The organism is Pyxidicoccus sp. M6 (assembly GCF_055568925.1).
On sequence record NZ_CM145714.1, the window covers coordinates 4,519,444 to 4,531,619 of the forward strand.

The following is a 12,176-nucleotide window of genomic DNA, read 5'->3' on the forward strand; positions in this document are numbered from 1 at the left end:
GCGTGTGTGTGCCCCGAGGCCCGCGTTCAGTTCACATCCCAGCGAGCGGCAATCTCCTCGCACGCCAGCTTCACGTCATTCATCCGGCGCTGACGGGCGCGCGGCGCGACGTACAGCTTGCCGGCGAAGACGTCGAAGACGCCCACGAGGCGCGGGTCCACGGGGCCGCGCTGCTCGAGCTGCTGCTCGGCGTAGTGCAGGAGCACGGTGGCGATGTACTGCCCGGCGCGCTCATCCAGCGGCGTGTGCTTGGAGAAGTAGAGCTTCATCAGGCCCGAGCGCATCTGCCCCTGCGCGTCCACGCTGCGAAGCAGCACCTCCGGCCGCACGTTGACGGCGACGCCCGCCAGCTCGAGCGGCGGCAGGTCTCCGTCCACCGGGCTGGCGACGGCGTGCGTGGCGAGCCCATCCGCGGAGACGAGGCAGCGCTGCAGCGCCTCCGCGCACAGCGCGAGCCGGTGCGCGTCGAAGTCCGACTCCGGCGCGGCGTTCAACAGTCGACGCTGGTGGTAGCGGAGGATGACCTCGTCGCGGCCTTCGCAGAGGTACTCGACGATGGCCTGCGAGGCCGCCGGGTAGCGCAGGTACTGCGGGTCCACAGGATTTTTCTGCCCATGGATGATGCGCTTGCGCAAAGAGGGCGTGCCGGTGAGGTACTGGCCCAGCTTGTTGACGGAGACGCGGGGGTTCTCACGGGTGGCGTTCATGCGGCCTTCCTTTCGTGCTTCGTTGATGAAAGGGAGACTACCGGAGGGGTCTGACATTCCCTCGGCTGGCCGGCCGCGGGGTGGGGTGGCGCGGATTCCTCCCTGAAAGGTAGGAAACCACCCCCTCCGGAACCCACCCGAAACCCCTGACGCGGTGCTCACCGAGGGTGCCGCGAAGCGTCACCAGAGGCCCGTTTCCTGGCGCATCGCACTGTGCGGCGCGCTGACAATCTCTGCTCGTGCTTTGTACTTTTCCCTGAGCAGGTCGGTCCCTACCTTTCGCGACGAAGAAGCCTCCCTCAGTCGGGGGCTTCCTGAGACACGGCGCGGGTGGAGCCCGCGCCCAATCGAAGCGGAGGCGGTGCAATGGTGGATACGGCTGAGAACCCTCTTGGGCTGAACGGCTTCGAGTTCGTGGAGTTCACGAGCCCCGCTCCCGAGGTGATGGTGAAGCTGCTGGAGCGGCTGGGCTTCACCGCGTACTCCAAGCATCCGACCAAGGACCTGCTTCGCTTCAAGCAGGGTGACATCAACCTGCTCGTCAACCGCGAGCCCACCGGTCAGGTCTCCGAGTTCCGCGTCGCTCACGGCCCGTCCGCCAACGGCATGGCCTTCCGCGTGGCCAACGCCCGCACCGCCTACGAGATGGCGCTGGAGCGCGGCGCCAGGGCAGCCGACCCCGCCCGCGGCGCGCTGGGCGAGGGCTCCTATGTGCTGGAGGGCATCGGCGGCAGCCTGCTGTATCTCGTCGACCGCTATGGCGCGAAGGGCTCCATCTACGACGGGTGGACCAAGTTCCCCGGCGCGGACGAGGCCGAGGCGAAGAACAGCGTGGGCCTGGAGACGCTGGACCACCTGACGCACAACGTGCGCCGCGGCCAGATGCGCACCTGGTCGTCCTTCTACAACCGCATCTTCGGCTTCACCGAGCAGAAGTACTTCGACATCAAGGGCCAGGCCACGGGCCTGTTCAGCCAGGCGATGATTGCCCCGGACAAGGCCATCCGCATTCCGCTGAACGAGAGCCAGGACGACAAGTCCCAGATTGAGGAGTTCATCCGCCAGTACAACGGCGAGGGCATCCAGCACCTGGCCCTGACGACGCGCGACATCTACGGCACGGTGGAGCGCCTGCGTCAGCGCGGCGTGGCCCTGCAGGACACCATCGACACGTACTACGACCTCGTCGACAAGCGCATCCCGAACCACGGCGAGGACCTGGAGCGCATGCGGAAGAACCGCATCCTCATCGACGGCTCCGAGCAGGAAGGCCTGCTGCTGCAGATCTTCACCGAGAACCTCTTCGGGCCCATCTTCTTCGAGATCATCCAGCGCAAGGGCAACGAGGGCTTCGGCAACGGCAACTTCCAGGCGCTCTTCGAGTCCATCGAGCTCGACCAGATTCGCCGCGGCGTCATCAAGGTCGACAAGGCCCACTGACCCGACACATCCGGCCCCGCGGAAGGAGATTCCGGTGACTCTCAACACCCAACCCGGGGCCGGCTCGCAGGGCGAGCTGAAGATGGCGCCCGGCGGCTACCTCTCTGGCTTCGGCAACGAGTTCGCGACCGAGGCCGTCCCTGGCGCGCTCCCGCAGGGGCAGAACTCGCCGCAGCGCGCGCCGTATGGGCTGTATGCCGAGCAGCTCTCGGGCTCGGCCTTCACCGCGCCGCGCCGGGAGAACCGGCGCTCGTGGCTCTACCGCATCCGTCCGAGCGCCAACCACCCGGCCTTCGAGCCGCACCCGCAGGGCCTGCTGCGCAGCGGTCCGTTCGACGAGGTGCCCGTCTCGCCCAACCGGCTGCGCTGGAGTCCGCTGCCGGCACCCACGGGCAAGGTGGACTTCGTGGATGGGCTCGTCACCTACGCCGGCAACGGCGACCCGGCGACGGGCGGGGGCATCAGCATCCACCTGTATTCCGCCAACACGTCCATGGTGGACCGCGTGTTCCAGGACGCGGACGGCGAGCTGCTCCTCGTGCCGCAGGCGGGGCGGCTGCGCCTCGTCACGGAGATGGGCGTGCTGGACCTGGCGCCGGGCGACGTGGGCGTGGTGCCGCGCGGCGTGCGCTTCCGCGCGGAGCTGCCGGACGGCAAGGCCTCCGGCTACGTCTGCGAGAACCACGGCGCGTTCTTCCGCCTGCCTGATTTGGGCCCCATCGGCGCCAACGGCCTGGCGAACCCGCGCGACTTCCTGACGCCCGTCGCGGCGTACGAGGACGTGGACCGGCCGACGCTGGTCATCCAGAAGTTCGCGGGGAAGCTCTGGGCGTCGAAGTTCGACCACTCGCCGCTGGACGTGGTGGCGTGGCACGGCAACCTCGTGCCGTACAAGTACGACCTCGGGCGCTTCAACACCATCAACACGGTGAGCTACGACCACCCGGACCCGTCCATCTTCACGGTGCTGACGTCGCCGAGTGAAATCCCGGGCACGGCCAACTGCGACTTCGTCATCTTCCCGCCGCGGTGGATGGTGGCCGAGCACACCTTCCGGCCGCCCTGGTTCCACCGCAACGTGATGAGCGAGTTCATGGGCCTGGTGCAGGGTGTCTACGACGCCAAGGCCGGCGGCTTCGCTCCGGGCGGCGCGTCGCTGCACAACTGCATGAGCGGCCACGGCCCGGACCAGGCGAGCTACGAGGGCGCCATCAACGCGGACCTGAAGCCGCACAAAATCAAGGACACGCTGGCCTTCATGTTCGAGTCGCGCTGGGTCATCCGCCCGACGCGCTTCGCGATGGAGACGCCCGCGCTCCAGTCCGACTACGACCACTGCTGGTCGGGCTTCCAGAAGGCGAAGCTGCCCTGAGGTCCGCGCGGTGAGTGACGCGGCACAGCCGCCTCGCGAGAGGCTCACCGAGACGCCGCCGGGCGTGAAGCTGCTCCCGGTGGCGGCGCTCCAGGACCCGGGCGCGCGCAACCTCGTGCTGCAGATTGGCGACGCGTACTTCCACGGCTTCCTGGTGCGCACCGGCGACGAGGTCCATGGCTACGTGGACCGGTGCCCGCACGCGGGCCTGCCGCTGGCGCAGAAGCTGGACCAGTACCTCACGCCCGACAAGCAGCTCATCGTCTGCTCCTGGCACGGCGCGCTGTTCCAGCCCCGGGACGGACGCTGCGTCGGAGGCCCGTGCGCGGGTGCTCGCCTCACGCCCTGGCCGGTGAAGGTCGAGGGCGGCTACGTGATGACGGCCTGAGCCACGGGGCTCAAGCGCCCGCGTGCGCCACGACGGGCTCGGCGCCCATCGTCGGCTCCACGAGCGACTTCTTCTCCCAGGCCCGGCTCCGCCAGCGCATCCACATCGTGATTCCGCGCACCCACTCGTCCGCCGCGACGGCGAGCCACACGCCGGACAGGCCCAGTCCCAGCTTGAAGACGAGGAAGTACCCCAGGGGCAGGCTCATGCAGGCCATGGACAGAAAGCCCATGTAGACGGTGAACGTGGCATCGCCCGCGGCCCGCAGCCCGTTGATGAGCACGAGGTTGAAGGCCCGCCCCGTCTCCAGCATGAAGCCGATGACGATGACCTGGGCCGCCACCTGGAGGATGTCGGCGTTGTCCGTGAAGAGGCGGATGAGCGGCACGCGCACGAGGATGATGGCCAGGTCCACCACCACGGTGATGCCGAGCGCCCACTTCAGGCCGTGAAGGGCCTCGCGGTATGCGTCGTCCGTGCGGCGCGCGCCCACCAGCCGTCCCACGAGGATGGACGTGCCCAGGCCGAGCGCCAGGCTGCACAGGAAGACGTACTGCGAAATCGAGTGCGCGTACTGCCGCGCCGCCAGCGCCACGGGTCCGAGGAACGTCACGTAGTACAGGAACACCGTCTGGCACGCCTGATACGTGAGCTGCTCCACCGCGGAGGGCACGCCCACCTTGAGAATCTTGCGGACGTACTCCAGGGAGAACGTCACGTAGTCGCGCGACACCATGCGCACGGGCATGACGCGGTAGAGCATCCACACGAAGACGCCGAGCGCGACGGCGCGGCTCATCACCGTGGAGACGGCCGCACCGGCCACGCCCAGCGCCGGCAGCCCGAAGTGGCCGAAGATGAGCGCGAAGTTGCCGCCCACGTGAATCACGTTCATGCCCAGCGACACGAGCATCGACTGCTTCGTGAAGCCGTACGTGCGGATGAGACTGGAGAAGACGTTGATGAGCGCCTGGAGGAACAGGAACCCGCCGACGATGTGCAGGTATGTCGTCGCGTAGGTCAGCACCTCGCCGTGCAGGTTCATCCCGCCGAGGATTCGGTCCCCGAAGCCGATCAGCGCGGCGCTCACGGTGACGCCGAGCCCCAGGTTCAGCGAGACGGCGAGCGCGGCGATGCGCGCGGCCTCCTGCTGCCTGCGCGCGCCGAGGTACTGCGACACGACGATGGCCGCGCCGTTGCCGATGACCTCCATGATGAGGATGCAGATGAAGACGTACTGGTTGACGACGCCCACGGCGGAGACGGCGTCGTCGGACACGCCGCTGAGCATCAGCGTGTCCGCCGTGCCCATCAGCATGAAGAGCAGCAGCTCCAGGAGGATGGGCCAGGTGAGCCGGAACAGGCTCAGGGGTGCAGCGGGGTGCGACTCGGATGCGGCGGGGACTGCGACGTCCATCGGTAGCGGTCAGCTCTCCGTCGGGCAGGGGCCCGGCACCTCCGGCATCTCGCACCTTTGTCGCGCCGCGTCGAGTGACATCCGGTATCGCCGCCGCGCCTGCCTGCTACGACACGGCGCGGACCTTCCCCTCGGACGGGGCCGGACCTCAATCGTGCGTGGCGGCCAGCCCGAAAATCTGCCGCAGCCGTCCGAGGATGCGGCCCACCTCGGCGGGGATGGGGTCGGCTCCGGGCCCGCCGGCCTGGGCCATGGCGCGCAGTTGCGTGCGCCGCTGGGCGAGCAGGGCGGAGAGCTGCCGCGCCAGCCCGGGGTACTGCTCGAACATGCGCGCGAAGGTGGGCCGGTCCACCTCCAAGAGCAGCGAGTCCTCCACCGCCACCACCGTGGCCGCGCGCTTCTCGCCCGTCAGCAGCGACATCTCCCCGAAGTAGCCGCCGCGCCCCAGCCGCGTCACCTCGGCCTGTAGCTTCCCGGCGCGTACGCTCACCTCACCGGACGCGAGCACGTAGAACGTCCGGCCCTCGTCGCCCTCCTGGATGATGCGCTCGCCCTTGCCGAAGCGGCGCACCAGCACCTCCTGGCGCAGTTGGTCCAGGTCCTCGGTGCCCAGGGGCTGGAAGATGTCCACCTGGCGCAACAGCCCACGCACCGTGTCCTCGGACAGCTCCGCGTGGGCCACCTGCTGCCGCACGTGCACCGTGCGCTGCGGGTACGGAACCTCGATGTTCTCCCGCCGCAGCCGGTACCAGAGCCGCGTGTGCAGGTCCTCCTTCACCAGGTCCGCCAGCCCATAGTCCGAGAGGAAGAAGCGCACCATGTAGCGGACGCACGATTCCTCGTACGACAGCGTGCGGGCCTGCGGCGGCGGCTCCACCAGTACCTGCGGAATCTCCTTCAACACATCGAGGAGCACCGCCTTCACGTGGTTGGGCGGCGCGTCGTAGGACAGCCCGAGCGTCACGTCGACGCCGACGGGCGCCTGGCTCTCGGAGAAGTTCTGCACCCGCTCCTTCGCCACCATGCTGTTGGGCAGGGTGACGACCTCCCGCCGGAAGCTGGACAGGCGGATGGAGCGCCAGCCGATGTGCACCACGCGGCCCGTGTGGTCGCCAATGCGGATGATGTGCCCCACCTCGAACGGCGCATCGAGCTGCAGCGACAGGCCGGCGAAGAGGTTGCCCAGCGTCTCCTGGAGCGCGAGACCCACCACGACGGACAGCACCGCGGACGTGGCCACCAGGCCCGTGAGGTCCAGCGCGAGCTGCGTCTTGAGGATGGGCACCGCCGCCAGGCCGTAGAGCGTGAAGTCGATGACGTCCCGGAGGATTTTCGGCATCGCCACCGCGCGGGCTCGCAGCCGCATCAGCTTCAGCCCGAAGCCCACGCTCGCGCGGATGACGCCGAAGGCGAACGTCAGCATCCACCCGACGCGCACCGCCTTCAGCAGCGCCTTGGGGGCCGTGTCCGGAATCGCCCAGGCTGCCACCCGCAGCACCAGGAAGGCGAACAGCAGCCGGATGGCCCCGTTCAAATCCCGCTGCAAATCCCGGTCTTGGGTGGTGGTGCGGACCGCCAGCAGTGTCATCGCCAGCAATGCGCCCACGGCGAGGGACAGGTTGCTCTGGAGGAAGGGAAGCAAGGCCCGCCCATGTCACCAGTGGGTTACGAGAGGGTCAAGGCAGGCTTGTTGACGGGGGCCAGACCTCCGGGGATACACCCCCTTCATGACGCTGGCATCGGTTCAGGGACAGCCGCGCGCGATTGATGCACTCCAGGCGGCACTGCGCGGAGGCGCGGTGCACCACGCGTATCTCTTCGCCGGGCCGCCGGGTGTGGGCAAGGAGCTGGCCGCGGTGGGGCTGGCCCAGGCGCTCACGTGCCCCGAGCATCCGGACGTGGGCTGTGGCACCTGCGCGAGCTGCGTGCGCGTGGCCAAGGGGCTGCATCCCGACGTCACCTGGGTGATGCCGGACGAGGAGCGCGTGGCGCGCGGGCTGGCGGGGCGCTCGGACTTCACGGGCACGCCCAGCCGCGAGCTGCGCGTGGAACAGATTCGAAACCTCCAGGAGCGGCTGGCGCTGCGCGGCCTGGAGTCGAAGCGCAAGGTGGCGATTCTCATCTCCGCCGAGACGATGAACGTGCAGGCGCAGAACGCCTTCTTGAAGACGCTGGAGGAGCCGCCCTCGGACACCACGCTCATCCTGGTGGCCAGCGCCATGGACAGGCTGCTGCCCACCATCCGCAGCCGGTGCAGCAAGGTGCACTTCGGCCCGCTGCCGGTGGAGCTCATCGCGAAGCGCGTGCAGGAGGAGCGCAAGCTGGACGCGGACACCGCCGCGCTCGCGGCCGTCATGGCCGGAGGCAGCCTGGGCCGCGCGCTGGCGCTGGACGTGGACGCGCTGTCGCAGCGCAAGGACGTCATCACCGCCTTCGAGTCGCTGCGCGGCGAGGACGCGGTGGGCCTCTTGCGCTTCGCGGAGGCCCATGGCGGCTCGCGCGAGGAGGCGGAGGCCGCGCTGGAGCTGCTGGTGCTGTGGACGCGCGACGTGGCGCTGGCGCGGGTGGGGATGGAGGCGGGGCTCGCCAACCGGGACTTGAGGGAGCTGGCGCGGGAGGTGGCGGCGCGCTCGTCGGAGGCGCTGCTGCACCGGCGGCACGCGTTGCTGGAAGGCGCGCGCGCGGCCATTGCCCGCAACGGCGCGCCGAGGCTGCAGCTCGAGCGCATGCTGATTGAGCTGTTCACGGAGGCCGCACGGTGAGCGCCGAACTCGACGAGGTGCTGAAGGAGGTCAAGGCGGGCAAGGTGGCGCCGCTGTACCTCCTGTGGGGCGAGGAGTTCCTCGTCCGCAAGGACGCCGACGAGCTGGTGAAGACGCTGGTGCCGGACGCGGCCATGGGCCTCAACCTGGCCGTGCTGGACGCGGGCAGCCCGCGCGAGGTGGCGCAGGAGCTGGCCACGATGCCGCTGTTCCCCGGGCGCAAGGTGGTGCTGGTGCGAGACCCGGAGTTCCTCGCGCCGAAGAAGGGCCGTGGCGACGCGCTGGGCAAGGCGCGCGAGGCGTGGAAGGCGGGCAAGCGGAAGGAGGGCGCGCGGCGGCTCCTGGCGCTGGCGGCGCGCGCGGGCTGGGGCGTGGAGCAACTGGACCCGGGCGCGCCCAAGGCGCCGACGGTGGAGCAGTGGAAGGACGAGCTGAACGTGGACCTCGCCGAGGCGGACATCGCCTTCCTGCGCGAGGCCGCCGCCTTCTGCCGCGAGGAGCGAATCAGCGCGCCCGAGGGTGACGCGTCCGCGCTGCTGGAGCTCATCCAGAAGGGCGTGCCGTCCGGGCACGCGCTCGTCATGGCGGCCTCGGAGGTGGACGCGAAGAGCCCGCTGGTGAAGCTGGCCCACGACAAGGGCCACGTCGTCGAGCGCAAGGTGGCCGCGCGCCACAAGGATTTGGACCTCTCCGAAATCGCGAAGGAGTTCCTGGCGCCCTTCAAGAAGAAGCTGGGCCCCGGCGCGCTGGACGAGCTGAAGGAGCGCATCGGCGGCAACATCCGCCTGCTCCAGTCCGAGCTGGAGAAGCTGGCCACGTACTCGGAGGGGCCGGCGATTGAGAAGGCGGACGTGGCGATGCTCGTCCACCACGCCCGCGAAGAGGAGTTCTTCGAGCTGTCCGAGGCGCTGCAGAAGCGCGACTTCGGCGGGGCGCTCGCCTACGCGGAGGACGCGATGGGGCAGGGGACCCACGCACTGCAGTTGCTGGGCGCGGTGGCCTCCATCGTCCGCTCGCTGCTGGAGAGCCACGAGTGGCTGTGGCGCTACGCGGGTGGCAACCCGCCCCGCACGGCGAAGGACGTGGAGGCGCGCGTGCTGCCCCGCCTGGAGGCGGAGCTGAAGGGCACGAAGCGGAAGATGCCCAACGCGTGGGCGCTCACCTTCAGCATGAAGGCCGCGGCCGGCTACGAGCGGAAGGAGCTGCTGGGTGCGCTGGTGGCGTGCGCGGAGGCGGACCTCGCGCTCAAGTCGTCGGCGAATGGCCGGCTGGTCATCGAGCGCCTGCTGGCCACGGTGTGTACCCGGGTCTGAGCGCCCGGCGAGGGGCGGGGACGCCGGCCTGCTCCCCGCTCCAGGCACTTCGGGATGCGCGAGCGCCCGGGTTTGGGTAGAGGAGGCCCGCCATGGCGGACAAGCGTCGCTTCGACCTCTTCGCGGACTTCATCGTGTCGCGCTTCGCGGCCCCTCGCGTCTTCGACGTCGCGGGCGGCCAGGGGCGTCTCAACGAGGCGCTGACGAAGCGTGGCCGCTCCGTCATGACGTTCGATTTGCGCCACAAGCACCTGCCCGTCACCTACGCGCAGCGCATCTTCACCCTCGACGAGCCCTGCGAGGCGGAGCTCGTGGTGGGCATGCACCCGGACGGCGCCACCCGCGTCATCATCGAGTACGCCGCGAAGCACCGGCTGCCCTTCGCCGTGGTGCCGTGCTGCTCGGACAACGGCATGCCCTACAACCCGTGGATGCGGCACCTGGCGGAGCTGGCCCGCGCGTCCGGCTTCGCCACGGTGGAGGAGGCGAAGCTCTCCATGGATGGCCGCGCCCGCGTCCTCCTGGGTGTGCACGGCCCCGGGTAAAGTTGTCATCCAAAACATATTTCGTTATAATTCACGCCTGTTCCAAAAACAGACACCCTCACTGATGGTGTGTCGTTTTGAGCGACAGGCTTGGAGCGCGCGGCTCCCGAGCGGCGGAGTGGGTCTCCCGGGCTTTTCTGTAACGCCCTGATACATTCGGGCAGTGCGTCGAGCGACATCCGTGTGCCACCGCAGGGCGGGCGCAGGCGGGGCTTATCGAGTGTATCGCGAGGGCTCAAGGCGTTGGCCCGGTCCGTGCTGAGGCGGGAGCCGCCCGCCGGCACCTCGCAGGCGGGCTCACAGGAGCCACCCCCTTTGGTTCGAACCCGTTTCCTTACCGCACTGCTGGTCCTCCCCCTGACCGCTTGCGAGATGAGTGGTGACGCGTCGTCTCAAGACTCCCAGAAGCCCGACGAGCTCGCGGACGTGACGAGCTCGCTGGCCTCCATGCCCGGCGCCGAGGTGGTAGGCCGGCATGACGACGGCGTGCCGTTCCTCATCCGTGGCCGCCTGGGCACGGTGGACAGCGCGGTCCGCGGCTTCGCGGGTGCGGACACGGTGCGCGCCGCCAGCGCCTCGCTGCCGGGCATCGCCGGCTCCTTCCGCCTGCGCGCCGAGGACCTGGTGGTGAGCCGGGTCAACGTGGACGACCAGGGCTTCACGCACATCCGCTACAGCCAGACGAAGAATGGCCTCCCCGTGGTGGGCCAGGAGCTGGCCGTCCATCTGGACAAGGACGGCAACATCGTCATGGCCAACGGCTCGGCCCGTGACGGCGAGTCCGGCGTGCCCTCGAAGGCCCGCATCGCCGCCCAGGCCGCGATGACGTCCGCGCTGCGCAGCACCGCGGGCACCCGCCTGGAGATTGAGGGCCAGCCGCGCCTCGTCTACGTGCGCCCGAGCGAGGGCGCGAAGCTGACGCTGGCCTTCGAGGTGGTGGTGACGGGTGAGGGCGCGGACCTGCCCATCCGCGACCACGTCTTCGTGGACGCCACCACCGGCGTCGTCGCCGCCCGCTTCGGTGACATCCACTCCGCCCTGAACCGCGCGGTGTACAGCGCCAACAACGGCTCCACGCTGCCGGGCACCCTGCGCCGCAGCGAGGGCGGGGCCACCACGGGCGACGCGCACATCGACCAGAACTACGACCAGCTCGGGTTCACGTACAACTGCTACAAGACCATCTTCAACCGCGACTCGTACAACAACGCGGGCGCGCAGCTGAAGAGCTCGGTGCACTACAGCACCAACTACGTCAACGCCTACTGGAACGGCACCCAGATGGTGTACGGCGATGGCGACGGCGTGAACTCCGGCATGCTCGGCAAGGACGCCGACGTGACGGTGCACGAGCTGACGCACGCCGTGACGTCGTCCGAGTCCAACCTCACGTACTCCAACGAGTCCGGCGCGCTCAACGAGGGCATGTCCGACATCTTCGCGGCGGTGTGCGAGTCCTGGAACACGGGCTGGTCCACCAGCGCGGACGTGTGGATGATTGGCGAGGACATCTGGACGCCGGGCACCGCGGGTGACGCCCTCCGCTACATGGCGAACCCGACGCAGGACGGCTCGTCGAAGGACTACTACCCCGAGCGCTACACGGGCACCTCCGACAACGGCGGCGTGCACTGGAACTCGGGTATCGCCAACCTGGCGTTCAAGCTGCTCGCCACGGGCGGCACGCACCCGCGCAGCAAGACGACGGTGAGCGTGACGGGCGTGGGCGTGGAAGTGGCCGCGCGCATCTTCTACAAGGCGAACACGGACCTCTTCACGGCGTCCACCACCTTCGCCCAGGCGAAGACGTACACGGTGACGGCGGCGCAGCAGCTCGGCTACAGCACGGCCATCCAGGACTCGGTGACGAAGGCCTGGGAGGCGGTGGGCGTGGGCGTGACGACGCCTCCTCCGGCGTGCACCCTGCTGACCAACGGCGTGGCCGTGACGGGCATCTCCGGTGCGGCGGCCTCGCAGAAGTTCTACTGCATCGACGTGCCGGCCTCGAAGGCGTCGACCTTCGCCATCAGCGGCGGCACGGGTGATGCGGACATGTACGTGAAGTACAACGCGGCCCCGACGACGTCCTCGTACGACTGCCGCCCGTACCTCTCCGGCAACGCCGAGTCGTGCAGCATCGCCGCGAAGACGACGGCCGGCCGCTTCTACATCATGCTGAACGGTTACTCTGCCTACAGCGGCGTCTCGCTCAAGGCGACCTACTAGCCTGAT

Annotated in this window: 10 protein-coding genes; 7 read left to right on the top strand and 3 right to left on the bottom strand. The window is 69.2% G+C overall.

Annotated elements, in window-relative coordinates; all coding sequences use genetic code 11:
• Nucleotides 1–26: 26 nt before the first annotated feature.
• Nucleotides 27–707 (bottom strand): hypothetical protein, encoded by a 681-nt coding sequence (locus ACVTJA_RS18050; protein ID WP_465837695.1) that lies wholly within the window; start codon nt 705–707, stop codon nt 27–29.
• A gap of 366 nt (nt 708–1,073) precedes the next feature.
• Between ACVTJA_RS18050 and hppD the strand changes: the two genes are divergently transcribed.
• The 3 genes from hppD to ACVTJA_RS18065 all read left to right on the top strand — a co-directional run bounded on the left by hppD (nt 1,074) and on the right by ACVTJA_RS18065 (nt 3,907).
• Nucleotides 1,074–2,147 (top strand): 4-hydroxyphenylpyruvate dioxygenase, encoded by a 1,074-nt coding sequence (gene hppD / locus ACVTJA_RS18055; protein ID WP_465837696.1) that lies wholly within the window; start codon nt 1,074–1,076, stop codon nt 2,145–2,147.
• A gap of 82 nt (nt 2,148–2,229) precedes the next feature.
• The gene (gene hmgA / locus ACVTJA_RS18060; RefSeq protein ID WP_465840437.1) at nt 2,230–3,519 is read left to right on the top strand and encodes a homogentisate 1,2-dioxygenase; all 1,290 of its coding nucleotides are present in this window, start codon (nt 2,230–2,232) and stop codon (nt 3,517–3,519) included.
• 10 nt (nt 3,520–3,529) lie between these two features.
• On the top strand, nt 3,530–3,907 hold the full coding sequence (locus tag ACVTJA_RS18065; protein WP_465837698.1) for a Rieske (2Fe-2S) protein: 378 nt from the start codon (nt 3,530–3,532) through the stop codon (nt 3,905–3,907).
• Between the two features lie 10 nt (nt 3,908–3,917).
• On the opposite strand, the gene ACVTJA_RS18070 is transcribed toward ACVTJA_RS18065, so the two are convergent.
• On the bottom strand, nt 3,918–5,324 hold the full coding sequence (locus ACVTJA_RS18070; protein WP_465837700.1) for an MATE family efflux transporter: 1,407 nt from the start codon (nt 5,322–5,324) through the stop codon (nt 3,918–3,920).
• Between the two features lie 148 nt (nt 5,325–5,472).
• Nucleotides 5,473–6,966, bottom strand: a complete 1,494-nt coding sequence (locus ACVTJA_RS18075) for a cyclic nucleotide-binding domain-containing protein (RefSeq protein WP_465837702.1) — start codon at nt 6,964–6,966, stop codon at nt 5,473–5,475.
• Nucleotides 6,967–7,051: 85 nt separating this feature from the next.
• Here ACVTJA_RS18075 and holB point away from each other — a divergent pair, with 85 nt between their 5' ends.
• From holB to ACVTJA_RS18095, 4 genes are all read left to right on the top strand, one after another.
• Entirely contained in the window at nt 7,052–8,086 is a 1,035-nt protein-coding gene (gene holB, locus ACVTJA_RS18080) for a DNA polymerase III subunit delta' (RefSeq protein ID WP_465837703.1), read from the top strand.
• Complete coding sequence (holA, locus tag ACVTJA_RS18085) at nt 8,083–9,399, top strand: DNA polymerase III subunit delta (RefSeq protein ID WP_465837704.1); 1,317 nt, start codon at nt 8,083–8,085, stop codon at nt 9,397–9,399. The genes holB and holA overlap by 4 nt, the downstream gene beginning before the upstream one ends.
• A gap of 92 nt (nt 9,400–9,491) precedes the next feature.
• Complete coding sequence (locus ACVTJA_RS18090) at nt 9,492–9,944, top strand: hypothetical protein (RefSeq protein ID WP_465837706.1); 453 nt, start codon at nt 9,492–9,494, stop codon at nt 9,942–9,944.
• Nucleotides 9,945–10,370: 426 nt separating this feature from the next.
• A complete protein-coding gene (locus tag ACVTJA_RS18095) occupies nt 10,371–12,170 on the top strand; it encodes a M4 family metallopeptidase (protein WP_465837707.1) in 1,800 nt (599 codons plus the stop codon).
• Nucleotides 12,171–12,176 lie beyond the last annotated feature (6 nt).

What these genes read in the sequence shown, in the direction of transcription:
- ACVTJA_RS18050 (WP_465837695.1), bottom strand. Translation starts at nt 707, where the DNA reads ATGAACGCCACCCGTGAGAACCCCCGCGTCTCCGTCAACAAGCTGGGC.
- holB (WP_465837703.1), top strand. Translation starts at nt 7,052, where the DNA reads ATGACGCTGGCATCGGTTCAGGGACAGCCGCGCGCGATTGATGCACTC.
- ACVTJA_RS18070 (WP_465837700.1), bottom strand. Translation starts at nt 5,324, where the DNA reads ATGGACGTCGCAGTCCCCGCCGCATCCGAGTCGCACCCCGCTGCACCC.
- hmgA (WP_465840437.1), top strand. Translation starts at nt 2,230, where the DNA reads ATGGCGCCCGGCGGCTACCTCTCTGGCTTCGGCAACGAGTTCGCGACC.
- ACVTJA_RS18090 (WP_465837706.1), top strand. Translation starts at nt 9,492, where the DNA reads ATGGCGGACAAGCGTCGCTTCGACCTCTTCGCGGACTTCATCGTGTCG.
- hppD (WP_465837696.1), top strand. Translation starts at nt 1,074, where the DNA reads ATGGTGGATACGGCTGAGAACCCTCTTGGGCTGAACGGCTTCGAGTTC.